At 54.1% G+C, this 19,738-nt stretch carries 19 protein-coding genes; 3 read left to right on the forward strand and 16 right to left on the reverse strand.

The window, feature by feature from the left end; translation table 11 throughout:
* The 3 genes from CCB157_RS03350 to CCB157_RS03360 all read right to left on the reverse strand — a co-directional run.
* Positions 1-883 (reverse strand): UPF0236 family transposase-like protein (locus CCB157_RS03350; RefSeq protein ID WP_193432245.1); only part of this gene is annotated, 883 nt, incomplete at its 3' end.
* 259 nt (positions 884-1,142) lie between these two features.
* Positions 1,143-1,730, reverse strand: coding sequence for a flavin reductase family protein (locus tag CCB157_RS03355; protein WP_077614521.1), 588 nt, complete (start codon positions 1,728-1,730; stop codon positions 1,143-1,145).
* Positions 1,715-2,149 (reverse strand): acyl-CoA thioesterase, encoded by a 435-nt coding sequence (locus CCB157_RS03360; RefSeq protein ID WP_143286909.1) that lies wholly within the window; start codon positions 2,147-2,149, stop codon positions 1,715-1,717. Before CCB157_RS03360 ends, CCB157_RS03355 begins: the two co-directional genes overlap by 16 nt.
* A gap of 76 nt (positions 2,150-2,225) precedes the next feature.
* Between CCB157_RS03360 and CCB157_RS03365 the strand changes: the two genes are divergently transcribed.
* Complete coding sequence (locus tag CCB157_RS03365) at positions 2,226-3,155, forward strand: Na/Pi symporter (protein WP_077614522.1); 930 nt, start codon at positions 2,226-2,228, stop codon at positions 3,153-3,155.
* A gap of 192 nt (positions 3,156-3,347) precedes the next feature.
* Here CCB157_RS03365 and deoC read toward each other — a convergent pair whose 3' ends face one another.
* The 12 genes from deoC to gpr all read right to left on the reverse strand — a co-directional run bounded on the left by deoC (position 3,348) and on the right by gpr (position 17,492).
* Positions 3,348-4,013, reverse strand: a complete 666-nt coding sequence (deoC, locus tag CCB157_RS03370) for a deoxyribose-phosphate aldolase (RefSeq protein WP_077614523.1) — start codon at positions 4,011-4,013, stop codon at positions 3,348-3,350.
* Between the two features lie 173 nt (positions 4,014-4,186).
* Complete coding sequence (gene mtaB, locus CCB157_RS03375; protein WP_077614524.1) at positions 4,187-5,560, reverse strand: tRNA (N(6)-L-threonylcarbamoyladenosine(37)-C(2))-methylthiotransferase MtaB; 1,374 nt, start codon at positions 5,558-5,560, stop codon at positions 4,187-4,189.
* Between the two features lies 1 nt (position 5,561).
* Positions 5,562-6,329: a 16S rRNA (uracil(1498)-N(3))-methyltransferase gene (locus CCB157_RS03380; protein ID WP_077614525.1), complete on the reverse strand. Its 768-nt coding sequence runs from the start codon at positions 6,327-6,329 to the stop codon at positions 5,562-5,564.
* 7 nt (positions 6,330-6,336) lie between these two features.
* Positions 6,337-7,275 carry a 50S ribosomal protein L11 methyltransferase gene (gene prmA / locus CCB157_RS03385; RefSeq protein ID WP_077614526.1) on the reverse strand — a complete coding sequence of 313 codons (939 nt, stop codon included), beginning with the start codon at positions 7,273-7,275 and terminating at the stop codon, positions 6,337-6,339.
* Positions 7,276-7,291: 16 nt separating this feature from the next.
* Positions 7,292-8,416, reverse strand: a complete 1,125-nt coding sequence (dnaJ, locus tag CCB157_RS03390; RefSeq protein WP_077614527.1) for a molecular chaperone DnaJ — start codon at positions 8,414-8,416, stop codon at positions 7,292-7,294.
* 274 nt (positions 8,417-8,690) lie between these two features.
* Entirely contained in the window at positions 8,691-10,520 is a 1,830-nt protein-coding gene (gene dnaK, locus CCB157_RS03395; protein ID WP_077614528.1) for a molecular chaperone DnaK, read from the reverse strand.
* Positions 10,521-10,553: 33 nt separating this feature from the next.
* Positions 10,554-11,321 carry a nucleotide exchange factor GrpE gene (gene grpE / locus CCB157_RS03400; RefSeq protein ID WP_077614529.1) on the reverse strand — a complete coding sequence of 256 codons (768 nt, stop codon included), beginning with the start codon at positions 11,319-11,321 and terminating at the stop codon, positions 10,554-10,556.
* A 78-nt stretch (positions 11,322-11,399) separates the two neighbouring features.
* Positions 11,400-12,434, reverse strand: a complete 1,035-nt coding sequence (gene hrcA, locus CCB157_RS03405) for a heat-inducible transcriptional repressor HrcA (RefSeq protein WP_077614530.1) — start codon at positions 12,432-12,434, stop codon at positions 11,400-11,402.
* Positions 12,435-12,530: 96 nt separating this feature from the next.
* Positions 12,531-13,667, reverse strand: coding sequence for a radical SAM family heme chaperone HemW (gene hemW, locus CCB157_RS03410; protein WP_077614538.1), 1,137 nt, complete (start codon positions 13,665-13,667; stop codon positions 12,531-12,533).
* A gap of 47 nt (positions 13,668-13,714) precedes the next feature.
* Complete coding sequence (gene lepA / locus CCB157_RS03415) at positions 13,715-15,538, reverse strand: translation elongation factor 4 (RefSeq protein ID WP_077614531.1); 1,824 nt, start codon at positions 15,536-15,538, stop codon at positions 13,715-13,717.
* Between the two features lie 200 nt (positions 15,539-15,738).
* Positions 15,739-16,107 (reverse strand): DUF3679 domain-containing protein, encoded by a 369-nt coding sequence (locus CCB157_RS03420; RefSeq protein WP_238594583.1) that lies wholly within the window; start codon positions 16,105-16,107, stop codon positions 15,739-15,741.
* A gap of 281 nt (positions 16,108-16,388) precedes the next feature.
* The gene (gene gpr, locus CCB157_RS03430; protein ID WP_077614534.1) at positions 16,389-17,492 is read right to left on the reverse strand and encodes a GPR endopeptidase; all 1,104 of its coding nucleotides are present in this window, start codon (positions 17,490-17,492) and stop codon (positions 16,389-16,391) included.
* A gap of 214 nt (positions 17,493-17,706) precedes the next feature.
* Between gpr and rpsT the strand changes: the two genes are divergently transcribed.
* Positions 17,707-17,973, forward strand: coding sequence for a 30S ribosomal protein S20 (rpsT, locus tag CCB157_RS03435; protein ID WP_077614535.1), 267 nt, complete (start codon positions 17,707-17,709; stop codon positions 17,971-17,973).
* Between the two features lie 149 nt (positions 17,974-18,122).
* Here rpsT and holA read toward each other — a convergent pair whose 3' ends face one another.
* Positions 18,123-19,142, reverse strand: coding sequence for a DNA polymerase III subunit delta (gene holA, locus CCB157_RS03440; protein WP_077614536.1), 1,020 nt, complete (start codon positions 19,140-19,142; stop codon positions 18,123-18,125).
* A gap of 443 nt (positions 19,143-19,585) precedes the next feature.
* On the opposite strand from holA, the gene CCB157_RS18295 reads away from it, so the two are divergent.
* On the forward strand, positions 19,586-19,738 hold a 153-nt coding region (locus CCB157_RS18295; protein ID WP_193432246.1), incomplete at its 3' end, for a UPF0236 family transposase-like protein.

A 19,738-nucleotide genomic window follows, 5' to 3' on the forward strand; every position in this document is an offset into this window, starting at 1 on the left:
CCGGATCATTCTCGTTCAGCGCCCGTCTCATCGTGGAATAGCGCGGATGATCTTTCATGATTAGATGCAAATCGCGGGCGACATGGAACCGATCCAAATGATAAAACGCCCGGCCCTTGAAGTCATCTTGGCAAGCCGTTATCCAACCAGCCCCATCTCCGTTGATGACCAGCTTCGTTTTCGTCGCGTCATAGTCGTAATGCTGCTCCAGAAAGCTTTCAAAGCCTTCCCAAAACGGCTCGGAGCCCGTGTGGAAATAGTGCCGTTTATTCTTCAATTTCCGCCGTTTGGAGCCGTCTTGTTCCCAACCCGTATGGACTAAAGCGATCTTAAGTTCTTTCGCCTTTTTCTTCTTGCCGCCCTTTTCTTTTTGCTGTTTCACAAATAACCCGTCCACCTCGACAAAGAGCACTTCAGGCGCAGGTTGTTTGGACTTCGGCTCACACACCTCGGATGCGAGGAGATGCTGACGCAACGCTTCGTGGCTCATGGGGGCATACCCTAAGAACGTCTCCAATTGCTTCACGGCGTGGCGGTAAGACGGACCGGCCACGGCCAAGGCCATCGCCCATTGTTCAAGAAGCGGGCTGAATCCCTTGCGGCCGTCAAAGGCCAGATAATGATCCAATAAAGCGATATAACGACCATTTTCCCGGTCTTGATAATAGTTGCGTTTGATGGTCAACGGACCGAACATCGTATCGATGTGAACGTCGCGCCGATCTTTCAAGCGAAAGCGGCGTTTATCCCGCGTTTCGGCCATTTCGGTATCCATCTGTTCCAAAACCATGGTCAAAACCTTGCCAAACATCTCCTGTAACACCTGAAAGACATGGCGTTCAAGCTCTTCTAAAGTCGGGTATTTCGGGTTATAATGTCCCATGTGAGGGCCTCCTTTGTACGGTTTTTTTGGACAAACTCATTGTACAAAAAAGAGGCCCTCATTTCTTGTTTTTTCTGCATTCCCCTATCGCGCTATTGCTTGGTGGCCTTGGCAGATGATGTTGGATTAAAAGCCAACACATCCGCCAAGGTTAATTTACATATATTAACTTTTATTCCTATTCTTGCTCCCACAATTATTTTACTCCTACCGAATGCGATCGATGATTGCGAAAAACGACAAAATTTTTCATAAATCGCTAATGCGGACGCCCTTCCGTATGGGCTGCGCCGTGGTTGCCGAACGTTTTAATCGTGCCGGTTTGCTCGGCGATGTAATATTTCGATCGCCCGAGGTACAGCGGTATGCTCAATTGCTTCCAATCAGGCAACCCTTCGCCATCAAAAGCCGTGTCGTCGCGATAACAAGCGGTGACACGCCCGGCAAACCAATCGTGTCGGCCGTAAGAGCGGACGTCGATCACCCGGCATTCATAGGCGGCATAGGCTTGACGCAAAATCGGCACGTCAATCGTTTTTCCGGGATCAGCCGCCAGTTTCAGCGCTTTGAGTTTATCGCCCGAACGACCGGACAATTCGCCGGCCTTTTGAATCGTTTCGGCGAAATCCGCGGAAAGAAAATGAACGGCAAATCCCTTTGCCTGCGCGATGAGTTCATGGGTATAGGTCTCTTTGCCGACGGCGATGCCATAGACGGGCGGATCGTCCGACAACCAAGCGTGCCAGCCGCACGCCATGATGTTGATGTGCCCGTTATATTGAGCCGTGACGACCGCGACCATCCCGGGATACGCGTGGAGGAATGGTTTCTCTATGAATTGGAGCATGATGCCTTTCCTTTCGTTTCACCTTCAAGATGCTTTTTCAGCTCGCCCACCCATATTTCATCAAGCGGCACCGCTTGTTTTTTCTCCGCGTCCAGCAAAACGACGACCGATTCCCCCATCGCGATCGGTTTCCCCGCGCTTTTTTCAACGATGGCGTGCGAGAGCGTAAAACTCTTCGTCCCGATGCGCTTGACCGCAGTCCGAATCGTCAGCACTTGATCAAAATACGCCTGGTCCAGGAAATCGCAATGAAGCGAAACGACCGCGATGTTCCACTGTTTCTCAGATCGATCCGGCAGCAGCGCTTTGATAAAATCGACGCGCGCCTGTTCCAAATAAATGAAATAGCTGACATTGTTGACATGACCGACGGCGTCCGTTTCACAAAAACGAACCCTGATCTCCGTAATCGAAGCCAACCGTCCCCAACCCCTTTTCTTTTCCCGTCATGTTCCGTTCCCTTGTCCAATAGAATGATACGGGTGAATCTTTATTATGGGCCGATTATTAATAACCTTTTTCATTTATATTACAATATTCTTGTTCGGAATGTCCGTTATGAAGATCGCGCTCGCCAACGCGGCTGAATACCGGTTAAAACGGGCGATCTACAAATTGACCGACAATCCGCTCAAAGGTTTGGTTGTCGGTACCCTTGCGACCGCCCTCGTGCAAAGCAGTTCGGCGGTGACCGTGATCACCGTCGGCTCCGTATCGACCGGACTCCTTTCGTTCCGGCAAACCGTCGGGGTGATCCTCGGCACGAATATCGGGACGACCATCACCGGGGAAATCGCCGCGCTCCCCGTCGGAAAGCTCCATTGGGCGCTCCTTGTGGTCGGATGTGCGTTGCTTTGTACGGCCCGGCAAAAGGCCTTCCTCGCCGGCGCTTTCTGCTTCGGGCTCGGCTGTTTGTACACCGCGATGCACGGATTTACGGCCCTCGCCGAACCGATGGAAGGCTTGGCGCCGATGCAAACCGTTTTGCAGCACATGGAGGCGTCGCCCTTATTGGCGCTCCTTGTCGGCGCCGTCTTCACCGCGGTCATCCAATCGAGTTCCGCGACGACGCTCATCGCCATGGGCCTGTTGAACGCCGGGACGCTCTCGCTTGCCGCCGGCATCGCCGTCATGCTCGGAGCCAACGTCGGGACGTGTGCGACGGCGCTGATCGCTTCCGTCGGCTCGGGACGGGCGGCCCGTTGGACGGCTTACACGCACGCGCTTTTTAACGCCATCGGGGCGCTCGCCTTTCTCCCGTTGATCCAGCCCTTTTCGACGTGGGCGGGGACGAAAGCCATGACGCCGGGGGCGGCGCTCGCCCATGCTTCCGTTTTATTCAACGTGATCAGCGCGCTGCTGGCGCTTCCGTTTTCCTCGGCGTACGGGCGGTGGGTCGAACAACGCCTCGCGGGCAAAAAATGATGCCATGGCTCCCTTTCGAAAGGATGGAGTCAAAGCCCTATTCGGTGCGACGCCGTCAGAGGAGCGAAGGGGCTCCATTCATAACACGCGAGCAGACGGCGCCGTCTCCGCACGGCTTTTGAAAACATAGGAAAACCCCCGGGCAGCAGCCGGGGGTTGGATGATGGGCGGAGACCGCTTCGGAACCGCGCCTTATTCGGTCGCTTTTTTTTCGCCTTCCACGATTTTGATGCCGGCGCTCGCACCGATCCGGGTCGCGCCGGCGTCGATCATCGCCTTGGCCGTTTCATAATCGCGAATCCCGCCGGAAGCTTTCACGCCCAGGCTTTCGCCGACGGCCTGACGCATGAGGCGAACGGCTTCCACGGTGGCGCCGCCGCTCGAGAAGCCGGTCGACGTTTTCACGAAATCCGCGCCGGCCTTTTTCGCGAGTTCACAAGCGCGGACGATTTCTTCATCCGTCAGAAGGCAGGTTTCCAGGATGACCTTGACGAGGGCCCGCTCTTTTGCCGCTTCCACAACGGCTTGGATATCGCGTTCGACGACCTCAGCGTCGCCCGACTTCAGGGCGCCGATGTTGATGACCATATCGACTTCTTGCGCGCCGTCTTCGATCGCCAGCTTCGTCTCATACGCCTTCACACGCGCATCCGTGGCGCCGAGCGGAAACCCGATGACGGTGCAAACCTTGACCGGCGAACCTTGCAGCGCTTGCGCCGCCGTTTTGACAAAATAAGGGTTGACGCAAACCGACGCAAACCCATGCGCCTTCGCCTCTTCGCACAACTTCAAGATCTCTTGTTCGGTCGCCTCGGGTTTAAGCAAAGTATGATCGATCATTTGGGCTATCCGGCTCATTGCAATCACCTTTCTCATTCTCGAATTCTTTTAAGGGCTTCGGTTTCTCCGCCGGCTTTTTTGAACGGGCACCTTAAGAAGAAAGCTTTTTGTTTTTTCTCCTCCCGTTTTACGCGATTTCCATCCGCAGCAAAAGGGAGGCGGACGCGCCTCCCTGCGTGTTCAAGAACCCATCAAACGGCGGATTGTTTAAATCGGGGGGCCAAATCGGCCGGCGATACATCGTCATCGAGCACGCGGACGAACTGTCCGACGTTATAAGGATAACCGGCTTTTGTAATTTTGACGCGGACGAGTTTTCCTTCCATGTCCGGCGTCGCCGGGAAACGGACTTTCAAGTAATTGTCGGTATAGCCGACCCACTCGCCCGTGGACGGATCTTTTTTATACGGTTCTTCCGGAATGACGACCAGCACTTCATTTTCGTATTTTTTCGCATATTCGCGGGCCAGGCGGTTGGACAGTTCAATCATCTTGCGGACGCGTTCGTGTTTGACATCTTCCGGCACTTGATTTTCCATCCGCGCCGCCGGCGTCCCCGTCCGCGGGGAATACGGGAAGACGTGCAATTCGGCGAATTTCAAGCGGCTGACAAAATCGTACGTCTCTTGAAATTCTTCTTCAGTCTCGCCCGGAAAACCGACGATGACGTCGGAAGTCAAGGCGAAATCGGGCAACGCCTCTCGCAATTTTTCAATCGTTTCCGCATAATAAGCCGTCGTATATTTGCGGCGCATCCGTTTCAGCACCGTATCCGAACCGGATTGGAGCGGGATGTGTAAGTGGCGGGCGATGACGTTCGAATGATTGATCACATCTATGACTTCATCGGTCACTTGGCTCGCTTCGATCGAGGAGATGCGCAACCGTTTCAACCCTTTGACGTTCGCTTCCAAATCGCGGAGCAACATGGCGAAATTGTAATCTTTCATGTCTTCGCCGTAGCCCGCCGTGTGAATGCCGGTCAGGACGATTTCTTTATAGCCGGCGTCGACAAGTTTTTGCGCTTGTTCAATAACGGCTTCCGGCTTGCGCGAACGGAGCAAGCCGCGGGCCCAAGGAATGATGCAGAACGTGCAGAAATTGTTGCAACCCTCTTGAATTTTCAATGACGCCCGGGTTCTGTCGGTGAAAACGGGAACGTCCATCTCTTCGAAGACGCGGGCCTTCATGATGTTGGAAACGCCGTTGATCGGTTCCCGCTCTTTTCTGAATTGTTCAATATAATCCAGCATCTTTTCGCGATCTTGCGTGCCGACGACGATATCGACGCCGGGAATCGCCATGACTTCGGCCGGCGACGTTTGCGCATAGCAGCCGGTGACGCAGATGATCGCGTCCGGATTTTTCCGAATGGCTCGGCGAATGGCTTGGCGGCTTTTCTTATCGCCCGTATTGGTGACGGTGCACGTATTAATCACGTAGACGTCGGCCGTCGCTTCAAAGTCTTTGCGCTCATAACCGTTTTTCTTAAAGAGTTGCCAGATGGCTTCCGTTTCATAGTGGTTGACTTTGCACCCCAACGTGTGAAAAGCGACCGATGGCATATCAATTCACCCCATTTTCCAGTTCAAAATAATAGGATACAGAAGACAACAGATACAATGGAGCCGTTTCCGTGCGCAAAATGCGGCGTCCGAAACTGCAGCGGTGGAAACCGGCCCGTTCCAAGGCCGACACTTCGTGGGCGGTGAAGCCGCCTTCCGGACCGATGACGGCGATGAGCGATTCACCAGGACGGATGCGGCGAAACAGTTCGGGCAATCCCTTCGTGCGACCCGTTTTCGCGTCTTCCTCATAAGCGACGAGTTTGTGCTCATAACGGCGGCTTTCGTTGATCAGATCCTCCAATCCCTCATGTTTGCGAATCGCGGGGATGAAGTTTCGGTGCGATTGTTCGGCCGCTTCTTTCGCGATTTTGTGCAAACGCCCGAGCTTGCGCTCCACCTTGGCCGCCCCTTCCCATTTGACGACGGAACGCTCCGATGGGAAAAGCCAAAATTCGCGCGCTCCCAATTCCGTCCCTTTCTGGACGATGAGTTCGAGTTTGTCCCCTTTGGGGAGCCCCTGGGCGACCGTCACATGAACAGGCAGCTCCGGACGCTGGTCCAAAAGAGAAACGATGTCGGCCGAAACGCTGCCCGTCTCATGGATGGACGCAATCCGGGCGGCATACGCCTGCCCGCTGTGGTTGCAGAGGATGATTTCATCGCCCGGACGCATGCGCATGACGCGAACGATATGGCGCGCGTCGTCGCCCGTGATCGTCACGGTATTCGCTTGGAACTGTTCATTTGGCACAAAATAACGCTGCATGGTTCACCTATAGCTTGCGGCAGATGAGCGCAATCCAGTCGCCGTCGGCGCTCTCTTCGTCGACGGCAAATCCCGCTTCAATCAACCGCTGTTTGACTTCCTCTTTCTTTTTTAATATGATGCCCGAAGCGATGAACCGGCCGCCGCGGTCAAGCAGACGTCCGGCATCGTTAATGAGGCGGAGGATGACTTCCGCCAAGATATTGGCGACGATGAGATCGTACGGACCCGTCAAATGATCGGCGAGATTTCCGCGCTGCACGCGAACCCGGTCTTGCACTTTATTCAAACGCACATTCATTCCGGCGACTTTAACCGCCACCTCGTCGAGATCGACGGCGTCCACGCTTTGTGCGCCCAGCTTGGCGCAGGCGATGCTTAAGACGCCCGTGCCCGTCCCGACGTCCAATACCCGATCCCCGGGGCGAAGATATCTTTCGATGGCGCTCAAGCAGAGCACCGTCGTCGGATGGGTGCCCGTGCCGAACGCCATGCCGGGATCGAGCTCGATGACGATTTCCTCCGGGCTTTCGGGGCGGTAGTCCTCCCACGTCGGAACAATGGTGAGCCGGTCTGTCACGCGCTTGGCCTTATAATATTTTTTCCAGGCCGTCGCCCATTCATCTTCATTGACCTCGCTCACCGTGATCGTATGGGAACCGATGTCGATATCGTGGAGGAGAAGATTGTTGATCGCTTCTTTGATCTGTTCGATCGTCTCGCCCAAAAAGCTGTTCACCGGAAAATACGCTTTAATGTTGACGCCTTCGTCGGGATAATCGTTCGGATCGAGCGCATAAATCTCGCCGTAACGGTCGGGCCAATCGCGTTTGAGATCTTCCGGATCTTCAATGACGACGCCTCCGGCACCCGCTTCATGGAGGATGTTGGAGATCGGCTCGATCGCTTCATGCGTTGTATGGATGCAGATTTCCGACCATTTCATGGGTCCCACTCCAATCTCAATCGGCTTTAAACGCGCGCTTCACCTTTGAAAAAAACGTATCGTTCGCCTCTTCGATCGGCTTGCGTCCTTCCAATTCGGCCAGCTCGCGGAACAGCGCTTTTTCCCTTTCGCTCAAATGTTTCGGGGTGACGACGCGGACGGTCACGTGCTGGTCGCCTTGACCATATCCCCGCACATTTTTGATGCCTTTGCCCTTCAGCCGGAACTTCGTGCCCGTTTGCGTACCGGCCGGAATCTTCAGCTTCACTTTGCCGTATAACGTCGGGACTTCAATTTCATCGCCCAGAGCAACCTGCGAGAAGCTGAGGGGAATTTCGCAAAAGATGTCGTCGCCGCGGCGGACGAAAAATTTATGCGGCTTCACGTGAAAAACGATGTACAGATCTCCGGGCGGCCCCCCGTTGACCCCGGGCTCACCTTGGCCGGACAAACGGATTTGCTGGCCGTCGTCCACGCCTGCCGGGATTTTCACGTGAATGGTTTTGCGCGTGTTCACACGGCCCGTCCCGCCGCACGTCGTGCACCTTTCTTTGATGACCCGGCCTTTTCCTTGGCAATGATGGCAGACGCGGCGGTTGATGATGCGGCCGAACGGCGTGTTTTGTTCGATGCTCAGTTGACCGGTCCCGCCGCAATAGGAGCACGTCTCGATCGCCGAGCCGGATCGGGCGCCGGTGCCGTGGCAAGCACTGCACGTTTCTTCACGAGGAATTTGGACATCGGTCTCCTTGCCGAAGGCCGCCTCCTCAAACTCGAGCGTCATGGTGTACTGAATGTCGGCGCCTTTGCGCGGCGCATTTGGATCGCGCCGACGCCCGCCGCCGAAAAACATGTCGAAAAGGTCGCCGAAGCCCCCAAAATCCGCATCCGAAAAGTCGCCGCCGGCAAAGCCTTGCTCCTCACCGGCGTGACCAAAACGGTCATATTGCGCCCGTTTTTGGGGGTTGCTTAACGTTTCGTAAGCTTCCTTCACTTCTTTAAATTTCTCCGCGGCATTGGGATCGTCCTTGTTCACATCGGGATGGTATTTTCGGGCAAGCCGGCGGTACGCCTTTTTGATCTCTTCCGGTGACGCATTGCGATCGACGCCGAGAACTTCATAGTAATCGCGCTTTGCCATGGACTTCACTCCCGATAGGTCTTCACATAAGATTAATCATATCATTATAGAACAGTTTAACGCAATCATCGCGCCATCACTGCGCGCGGATGCGGACGGGCTCATCCCTTCCGCATCGGCCAAAGGCTTAAGGATCTGTGAATCACGAAGTCCATTGAATTGCGTATGAGCGGCGATCGCGTCGTTTGCCGCTCATACGTTCGTTTATCCTGCCGTTCAGTTGTGAAAAAAAGCCGAAGCCAAGCGTCGCCCGGCTTCGACTGAAAGATGGAGATCATTTTTTGCCTTCATCATCGACTTCTTCAAATTCTGCGTCGACGACATTATCGTCCTTTTTCGCCGAACCGCTGTCGCCTTGATTTTGCCCGGCATTATTGGCGGCTTGCTGATACAGCTTGATCGAAAGCTGTTGGACGACGTTTTGCAGCTCGTCTTTCGCTTTTCGGATCGCTTCGACGTCTTTGCCTTCCAGCGCTTTTTTCAGCGCGTCTTTCGCCTCTTCGACTTTTTTCTTCTCATCTTCGCTGACTTTGTCGCCGATGTCTTTCAACGTTTTATCGGTCGTGAAGATGAGCTGGTCGCTTTCGTTGCGCAAATCGGCTTCTTCTTTCCTCTTTCTGTCCGCTTCGGCGTTTTCTTCGGCTTCACGGATCATCCGTTGGATTTCTTCCTCCGACAAGCCGGACGAAGACTTGATGGTGATCGATTGTTCTTTGTTCGTGCCTTTATCTTTCGCCTTCACATGGACGATGCCGTTCGCGTCGATTTCGAAAGTGACCTCAATTTGCGGCACGCCGCGCGGAGCCGGAGGAATGTCGGTCAGCTGGAAGCGGCCCAACGTTTTGTTGTCGGCCGCCATCGGCCGTTCACCTTGAAGCACGTGAATGTCGACCGTCGTTTGGTTATCGGCCGCCGTCGTGAAAATTTGCGATTTGCTCGTCGGGATTGTCGTGTTGCGTTCGATCAGTTTGGTGAAGACGCCGCCCATCGTTTCGATGCCCAAGGAAAGCGGCGTGACGTCGAGGAGGACGACGTCTTTCACTTCGCCGGCGAGCACGCCCGCTTGGATCGCGGCGCCCAAGGCGACGACTTCATCGGGGTTGACGCCTTTGTGCGGTTCTTTGCCGATCATCTTTTTGATCGCTTCTTGAACCGCCGGGATCCGCGTCGAACCACCGACGAGGATGACTTTATCGATGTCGTTCGGCGTCAAGCCGGCATCGGAAAGCGCTTGGCGGGTCGGCCCCATCGTTTTCTCGACGAGATCCGCCGTCAATTCTTCAAATTTCGCGCGCGTCAACGTGACTTCCAAGTGTTTCGGTCCCGTGGCGTCGGCGGTGATGAACGGCAAGGAGATTTGCGTTTGCGTGACGCCGGACAAGTCTTTTTTCGCTTTTTCGGCGGCGTCTTTCAAACGTTGCAGAGCCATCTTGTCATTGGACAAGTCGATGCCGTTTTCTTTTTTGAACTCTTGGATGAGGTAATCGATGATCCTTTGGTCGAAATCATCGCCGCCCAAATGGTTGTCGCCGGCGGTCGCTTTGACCTCAAAGATGCCGTCGCCAAGTTCGAGGATGGAGACGTCGAACGTCCCGCCCCCGAGGTCATAGACGAGAATCGTTTGATCGTCCTCTTTGTCGAGGCCGTAGGCGAGCGAAGCCGCCGTCGGTTCGTTGATGATGCGCAACACCTCAAGGCCGGCGATGCGCCCGGCGTCCTTGGTCGCTTGGCGTTGGGCGTCGTTGAAGTAGGCCGGCACCGTAATGACGGCTTTGTCGACTTTTTCACCCAAATAGCTTTCCGCGTCCGCTTTTAACTTTTGCAAGATGATCGCGGAAATTTCTTGCGGTGTATACTTTTTCCCTTCAATCTCGACTTTATAATCCGTACCCATGTGCCGCTTGATGGAAATGACGGTGTTCGGGTTGGTGATCGCCTGGCGCTTGGCGACTTCACCGACCATGCGCTCCCCGTTTTTAAATGCGACGACCGAGGGCGTCGTCCGGCTTCCCTCGGCGTTCGGAATGACGACCGCTTCACCGCCTTCCATGACCGCGACACACGAGTTGGTCGTTCCCAGGTCAATGCCAATGATTTTGCTCATGACAAACCTACCTCCTAAGTGCCTATGTAGTTGTTAAGAGCTGACTTTCACCATCGAAGGGCGGATGACACGCCCGTTCAGTTCATAGCCCGCCTGAAGCACTTCGACGACGGTATTGGACGGGTGTTCATCGCTTTCCACCTGCATGACCGCCTGATGCTTGTTCGGGTCGAACGGCTTGCCTTCCGCTTCGATTTCGACGACCCCTTCTTTTTTCAGCGCCTCCGACAACTGACGGTAGACCATCTCCATGCCTTGCTTGAGCGCTTTTGACTCTTCATGTTCCGCTTTCGTCGCCAGCGCCCGTTTAAAGTTGTCGAGCACGGGCAACAGATCGCCGACGAGATCTTGAGCGCGATACAGACGCTCGCGGGCTTTTTCTTCCCGCGTTCTGCGCCGGAAGTTATCATAATCCGCCTGAAGGCGCAAGAAGCGGTTGTACAGCTCTTCCTTTTCTTTTTCCAACTCGCGGACGCGCGCTTCCAACGCTTCAATGCGGGCGGCTTCGTCCTCCGCTTCATCGCCGTCAGCGGCATCGCGAGCGGCTTGGGAATCGTCGTCCGCCTCCTCGGCGTCCTTCGCTGCGCTTTCCGCCGCTTCGCCGTCCCCGGCGGTTTCGCCGCCAACGTCTTGCCGGCCCGCTTCGGCGGGTTCCTCATGATTTTCGGGTTCGGCGCCCGCTTTCGAAGCCGGGGAACCCGGCTGGGCCTCAGCGGCCTGCTCGCCGTCTACGCGCGCGTCGCTCGCCGTTTTTTCATCCTTTACGGATTCCTTTTCTTCGCTTTTCGGTTTCTCGCTCACGCCGTTCACCTCCTGCAGAAAATAAAACAAAAGGGCGGGGAAAAGCGGGAAGCAAGCGCATTCCCACTATTTCCCCTCTCACGCGTCTTGATACCGTTTCGTTAAAAGTTCGGAAAGGCTGTTCGTGACCAATTCCATTAACGTAACGACTTTCGGGTAAGCCATCCGCGTCGGGCCGATGACCGCAACCGTGCCCATATGTTCTCCGCCGATGGAATAAGAGGCCGTGATCACGCTGCAATCCTTGATCTCGCGCATGGCGTTTTCTTCGCCTATTTTAATGTGAATGCCGTCTTCTCCGGACGGGCGGAGCAATTCATAAACAATGTCTTTATTCTCCAACGCGTTTAGAATCGGCAGCACTTTATCGATATCTTTGAATTCCGGCTGGGATAAGATGTTCGTCTTGCCGCTGAAATAAATGTGGTCCACCGGATGGTATTCGAGCGCATCATTCAACATCTCGATGATCCGCTCATATTCCGACAGATGTTGCCGGAGCACGTTCTTGATCTCCGAATCCAACGCGTTCTTCAATTTAAAAAGCGGCGTGCCCTGCAAGCGGTCGTTCAAAATGTTGACGAGCATTTCCACCTTGCGGGCGTCGAGCCCTTCCGGTAATTTGATCGTCCGATTTTCGACGTGGCCGGTATTCGTTATGATGATCAGGACCGCCGTTTCCCGGCTCAGCATGACGATTTGCATGTGTTTCAGCTTGGTCGTCAGCACTTCCGGGCCAAGCACAATCGATGTGTAATGCGTGAATTCGGATAAAATGTTGGCCGTCTCCTGCGTGACTTTTTCCAATTCGTAATATTTATCCTGAATGGCTCTTTTAATGTTAAGGATTTCGTCTTTTGACAATAAAGCCGGCGAAAGCAAATGGTCGACATAATACCGGTAGCCCTTTTGCGACGGCACGCGTCCGGACGAACTGTGCGTTTTTTCGAGAAAACCCATTTCTTCAAGATCTGCGAGCTCGTTGCGAATCGTCGCGGGGCTGTATTTCACATCATATCGCTTGGCGATAGTGCGCGAGCCGATCGGTTCTGCGGAACGGATGTAGTCATTGACCAGAACTTTAAACAAAAAGAGCTGCCGTTCCGTCAACATCCCCCATCACCTCTGTTAGCACTCTAAATGCCCGAGTGCTAATTCTATACTAAACTTAGCAATGTTGCCCGGCTTTGTCAACGAAAAATCCCCTGATCAATCCATCAGAAAGGCTTGGAAGACTTCATTGCCCAAAAAGACGCCTTTTTTCGTCAATGCGAGCCTTTGTTCATCCTCATACAACAATCCTTGCTCTTTCAATCGGGCGATCGCCTCCGAATAAACGGCGTGCACGTCCGCGCCGAATTTTTCATAAAAAGCGTCTTTATTGACGCCGGAGCGTTTGCGCAAACCGAGAAACATCTCTTCTTCGATTTTCTCCGTACGCGTTAGGCGGCGGGATTCGATCCGGGCGTCGCCGTCTTCGCGAACGCGGCGGATATAGCCTTTCACAGAGGAAGCATTGATGTAGCGTTCCCCATGGACATAGCCGTGGGCGCCCGCTCCGAAACCGAAGTATTCCTCGTTGTCCCAATAGATCAAGTTGTGGCGGGACTCCTTCCCCGGCAAGGCGAAATTGCTGATCTCATAGTGCGTGTAGCCGCGCTGCTCCAAAAAATCGATCAAAAACGCATACATGTCCGCTTCGACGTCTTCATCGACGCGCCGAAGCCGGCCTTGGCGCAAGCGGTTGTAAAAAATCGTCCGCGGTTCGATCTGCAAGGAATACACCGAGACGTGCTCGGGCGCAAGCGACAGGGCGTCGCTAAGGGAAGCCTTCAAATCCTCCATCGTTTGTCCCGGAAGGCCGAACATCAAATCGATGGATAGATTGTCGAAGCCGACGCGGCGCGCGGCTTCAACGCCCCGAAACACGGCCTCGCGGTCATGCGCCCGCCCGATGGCTTGCAAAAGGCGATCATTAAAGGTTTGCACGCCGATGCTCAACCGGTTGACGCCGGCCGCTTTCATCAGGCGTAACTTCTCGCCGTCGAGGTTTTCGGGGTTGGCTTCGACGGTCCACTCCTTCACGCGCCCGTCGGGATTGAGAGATCGGCGGACGAAGTCGAGAAGCATGCCCATTTGTTCGGGATTGAGCGCCGTCGGCGTGCCCCCGCCTATATAGATCGTTTCCGGGCGAACGTCGCCAACGGCGCCCGTGACCGTTGCGATTTCCTGTTCCAGAGCCGCCAGATACTCATCAACGGGCTGATACTTCAAAAAATATTTATTAAAATCGCAGTAATAACAGATGTGATCGCAAAACGGGATATGGATATAGGCGCCTTTAATCATCAGTGGTCATCCCCTGTCAAACGCCGGAAGCCGGACGGCGCGCCTCACTTGGTGTCGTCCAATCGCAAGACGGCCATAAACGCTTCCTGAGGTACGTCGACTTTACCGACCGTTTTCATGCGTTTTTTGCCTTCTTTTTGTTTTTCCAGCAATTTTCGCTTCCGGGAGACGTCACCGCCGTAACATTTCGCCAGCACGTTTTTCCTGAGCGCCTTAATGGTCGAACGGGCGATGACCCTCGTGCCGATGGCGGCTTGAATCGGCACTTCGAATTGTTGGCGCGGAATGAGTTCTTTCAATTTCTCCACGATCGCTTTGCCGCGCGGATAGGCGAAGTCGCGATGCACGATCACAGACAGCGCGTCGATCTTTTCGCCGTTTAAGAGAATATCCATCTTGACGAGATCGGATTCCTTGTAACCGATAAACTCGTAATCGAGCGACGCGTACCCCTTCGTGTTGGACTTCAAATGGTCGAAGAAATCGTAGACGATTTCCGAGAGGGGAATGTGGTAGACGATGTTGACCCGCTTCTCGTCCAAATACACCATGTCGATGTATTCGCCGCGCTTTTGCTGGCAAAGCTCCATGACCGCGCCGACGTAGTCGTTCGGCGTCATGATCGTCGCCTTCACATAAGGCTCTTCGATTTTTTCGATCATCTTTTTCTCGGGCATTTTGGACGGGTTGTCGATTTCCATCGTTTCGCCGTTCGGAAGCGTCAAGCGGTAGACGACGCTCGGGGCGGTTGTGATCAAATCGATGCCGAATTCCCGTTCCAGGCGTTCCTGGATGATCTCCATGTGCAACAACCCGAGAAAACCGCAGCGGAATCCGAAACCGAGCGCCTCCGACGTCTCGGGCTCATATTGCAGCGACGAGTCGTTCAGTTCCAAGCGCTCGAGAGCCTCGCGCAAATCTTCATAGCGCTGGGAATCAATCGGATAAAGCCCGCAATAAACCATGGGATTCATGCGCCGATAACCGGGAAGCGGCTCGTCCGCGGGATTGTCCGCGCTCGTGATGGTGTCGCCGACGCGCGTATCCTTGACGTTCTTGATCGACGCCGTCAAAAAGCCAACGTCGCCGACGGTCAGCTCGTCCCGCGTGACCGGTTTCGGCGTGAACACCCCGACTTCGGTCACTTCAAACATTTTTCCCGTCGACATCATTTTGATCCGATCGCCGACCTTCACCGTTCCTTCCACGACGCGCACGTAAGCGACGACGCCCCGGTAGGAATCATACAGCGAGTCAAAAATAAGCGCCTTGAGCGGCGCGTCCGGGTCGCCGTCCGGCTCCGGGATCCTTTCGACGATCGCTTCCAGGACGTCTTCGATGCCGATGCCGGATTTCGCCGAAGTGAGCAAGGCTTCGGACGCGTCCAAGCCGATGACGTCCTCGATTTCTCTTTTCACCCGTTCCGGATCGGCGCTCGGCAAGTCGATTTTATTGATGACGGGAATAATTTCGAGATCGTTCTCCAACGCGAGATAGACGTTCGCCAACGTCTGCGCTTCGATGCCCTGGGCGGCATCGACGACGAGCAACGCGCCTTCGCATGCCGCAAGACTGCGGGACACCTCATAGGAGAAGTCGACGTGGCCGGGTGTATCGATCAAATGAAAAATATATTCCTCGCCGTCTTTCGCTTTATACGTCAGTTCGACGGCGTTCAGCTTAATGGTGATGCCGCGTTCACGCTCCAAATCCATCGCATCGAGCATCTGCTCGCGCATTTCCCGCTTGGAAAGCGCACCCGTCGCTTCCAAGATCCGATCGGCCAACGTGGATTTGCCGTGGTCGATATGCGCAATGATGGAAAAATTGCGAATGCGCGACCGCCTTTTATGACGATCCTCTGCCATCTGGGTCTCACTCCCGCTAGTCTTCATACAGATTGATTATAGCAACACCCCCCATCCGTTTTCAACGGAAGGGGGGTGCCGAAAAAACCCTTTATACGTCTATTTTATCATTTGTCGGTCAAGCGCGATCCAACTGTACCGCTCCGAGCACCATTATAAAAAAGAGGGAACCGATGGTCCGGCGTGGGCGATCGGACCGATTAAAAGGCGTTGACGATGGCGTTAAACAGCGAAGCGGCCGCTTGAATGCCGTGGCGAAAAATGCCGCTCAGGCCGTCGCCAATCTTTTCACCGGCCATTGAGAACGGGTTAAACCGTTGAATCTCGTCCAACTTTTGAACACGCGCTTCGATGTTGTCCTCGGCCTTGGCGGACGTCTTGCCGTCGGCGGATGGAGCGCCGCGATCCGCCAAGCCGGGAATATTAAAATGAAAAGATGTCTTCTCCGTTTGCGGCGAATTCAAGCCGCGCATGTCGATCATACCTTGTTTGGCGGTTTCCATTCCGTAGAGCACCGCGCAGCCAAGAAGCGCGCATAAAAGCGCGGTTTTCAATATAAACCGTTGCATCACGAGCTTCACCGCCCCGTTTCAGCTTGTCCGCAGGTCGTTTGGAACCCGTGGCGCGTCCGGCAAATCGGGATGTCGGTTATGCGCGCGTCCGGGAGTCCTGCCGCTATTTTATGCGAATATGCGGAGGAATATGACCGCTATTGCCATGTTCGACAACGGGGAGAAAAATTATTCACAAAAGCCCGAAAGCGCAGCGTCATAGGCAAGCGGGCGATTGTTCGCAAAATGAGTCCGAATGATCGCCGGGAACGGTCATGAAACGGGATGCTTTTTTATCCTTAATGCGTGTACATGCCGAGTTTTTCTTGCCCGACGCTTTTATGAAGAGCGGCGTTCAAACCGCTCGCAAGGACATTCGCCATGTCTTCAATAAACACATCGACTTCTTTCGGCGTGACCATCATGTTTTGTCCGGCCGGCCCCAACACTTCTTGAATCAATTGGCGTTTTTCCTCGTCACTTAAGGTGCCGACTAAGCCGAGCAGCGAGGCGCGTTCTTTTTCGGGCGGCATGTCCGCTTCCGTAAAGGCCGTCGGTTTGCCGAAGTGCCATCCCGCGGGGGCGAGCGCTTTGGAAGGTTTATCTTTTTCCCGTATTTCCCGTCCGAAATGTTTTAAGAGAAAGTCGAGGGCATCGCTCGTGATGGTCACCGCGTCGACGACCGTCGGAATGCCGAGGGAAAACACCGGGATGCCCAGCGTTTCCATGCTCAGCTCTTTTCGGTTGTTGCCGACGCCCGAACCGGGATGAATGCCCGTATCGGAAACTTGTATGGTGGCGTTTACCCTTTCGATCGATCGCGAAGCGAGGGCATCGATCGCGATGACAAAATCCGGACGGGTTTTTTCGATGACGCCGAGAATGATCTCGCTCGTTTCGATGCCGGTGAGGCCCATGACGCCCGGCGCCAGCGCCATCACCGGCCGAAAGCCTTTTTCCACGCTTTCCGGCTGGAGATCGAACAAATGCTTCGTCACGAGAATGTTTTCCACCGTTTGGGGACCGAGCGCGTCCGGCGTGACGTTCCAGTTGCCGAGCCCGACGACGAGACAGACGGCGTCGTCGGCAATGCCGTGTTCCTTTAAAAAGGCGGCGAACGTTTTCGCGAAGACGCGTTCAACGACCGCCTGCAGTTCCGAATCCTTCTGGCGGATGCCTTGTACTTCATAAGTTAAGTACCGCCCGGCTTTTTTGCCGATGCGCTCGGCCGCTTCCTTTTGGATCGTCATGTAAGAACACTTAATGCCTTCGATGACCTCTTCATGAAATTCCAACCCTTGTATCGGCGCCGCCTGGTTCGCTTTTTCGGTGACCATTTCCCGCGCTTCAATCGCAAGGTCCGTGCGGACGCTATAACGCGCGAGACGTAAATCATCCGCCATGTCCACGCCCCCTTTGAATCCGATTCTGTTTTTAACGTGCGCTTCCCCGGTTTTTTATATGCATGCGGCATCACGGCGGCCTTGGGATTTCCGCGGCGAAGCGTTGCATTTTTCAAGGCCCTTTGATAAAATACATTCTGTTGACTCGAGAACTCGGACTTATTGCCGAAAAAAACATAATGAGGAAAACCTTCCTGTTCAAGGGGGTGAAAGCATGCCAAACATAAAATCGGCGATCAAACGCGCGAAAAAAAGCGAATTGAACCGCCTGCACAATCAATCGATGAAATCCGCGATGCGTACGTCGATTAAAACTTTTAACGCCAAAGTCGAACAAAAAGACGTGGAAGGCGCCAAAGCGGCGTTCATTACGGCCGTGAAGAAAGTCGACAAAGCGGCGAGCAAAGGTTTGATCCATAAAAACAAAGCCGCGCGCGAAAAATCCCGCATGGCTAAAAAATTAAACGAAATCATCGCGTAAAAAAGAGGCGACCTATTGAGGTCACCTCTTTTTTACTTGCTCTAATGCTAAATGGGACGGTCCCTTCAGATCGGTTCGTTACACGGAAAGCTGCGCTTGATGCGTTTTTTTAATGTCCGGTATGCCTATTTACATCCTTAGAATATTCATTAAACGGCGGCCAGCCGTTCGAACAACAACTGCAACACGACGGTTTTATCGAGCGCGCTCGATTTTAATTGTTCGTCCGCTTCCGCACAATACAGCAAAGCCTTCCGCAAACGGTCTTCGCCGAAACGCCTGCCTTGGCCCGCGGCCACTTTCACCGCATAGGGATGGACGTTCAAGAGCGTAGCGATTTGCCGTTCCCCGTATCCTTGGCGGCGGTACAAGGCCGTCCGATAAGCGAGCCGGATTTGCCTCATCACCAGCGCGCACAGCTTGACCGGGTCTTCCTTTTGTTTCAACAGATCGGTCAATAGGCGGTAAGCGGCGGCGAGATCGCCGGTCATCACCCGGTCCACCATGGCAAACACATCGCTCTCCAGCGTCCTCGCCGCCAAGCGGTCGACAGCATCTTCGTCGATCGTGCCGCCTTTCCCGGCATAAAGCGCAATTTTTCTCACTTCGTTTACCAACGTTGCGATATTTGAACCGACCATGGCGACGAGACGCCGGTGAGCCGCCTCGGTGTAAATGGCACCTTCCTTTTTCGCTTCTTCGGACAACCAATCGAACAGCATGGCCTCCGAGATTTCGGAGCAATCGCGGACATCGGCTTTGGCTTCCAAATTCTTCACGATTTTTTTCCGCCGGTCGAGTTTCGCGTACGGCGCGCAAAAAACGACGGTCGTATCCGGTGAAGGGTCGTTCAGATAGGCCTCCAGCCGGTCGAGCCGATGTTCGATTTTTTCCTTTTTGCCCTCATCGGCGAGAAAAAAGGGATGCTCCAAGACGACGACTTTGTGCCCGCCGATAAGCGACAGCGTCTCCGCGTCTTCCAAGGCCGCCTCGATCGCCGTCTCCCTCAGGTCGTAAACGGAAAGATTAAACGTCCGTTCTTCGCGGGACATGGCGGTTTGGATGATTTGTTCCCTTAGGCGGTTCATAAGATAGGATTCCGTTCCATATAATAGATAAATCGAAGCGAGCGGCTTCGATATATCGACAGACCTTTCCTTTGCGGACATAAATATCGCCCTCTTTTCCTTTTTTACTGTAGCGCAAAAAGGAACGGGCGACAAGGAAGAAATTGAAATGGGAGGGGGTTGACGGCATGCCGCCAACCCCGTGGATTTATATAAACGCCGTCCGACAACGCCTAGGACATTGCCGGATCGACGAAATCCGTTGCATCTGTTATGGTATCCTATGCACGGATAAAGTATGGGTGACAACACTTAGAAATCCGGAAGAAATTTGTAGGAGTAAAATAATTGTGGGAGCAAGAATAGGAATAAAAGTTAATATATGTAAATTAACCTTGGCGGATGTGTTGGCTTTTAATCCAACATCATCTGCCAAGGCCACCAAGCAATAGCGCGATAGGGGGAATGCAGAAAAAACAAGAAATGAGGGCCTCTTTTTTGTACAATGAGTTTGTCCAAAAAAACCGTACAAAGGAGGCCCTCACATGGGACATTATAACCCGAAATACCCGACTTTAGAAGAGCTTGAACGCCATGTCTTTCAGGTGTTACAGGAGATGTTTGGCAAGGTTTTGACGATGGTTTTGGAACAGATGGATGCCGAAATCGCCGAAGCGCGGGATAAACGCCGCTTTCGC

It is taken from the genome of Caenibacillus caldisaponilyticus (genome assembly GCF_002003465.1).
Taxonomy (GTDB): Bacteria; Bacillota; Bacilli; order Bacillales; family Sporolactobacillaceae; genus Caenibacillus; species Caenibacillus caldisaponilyticus.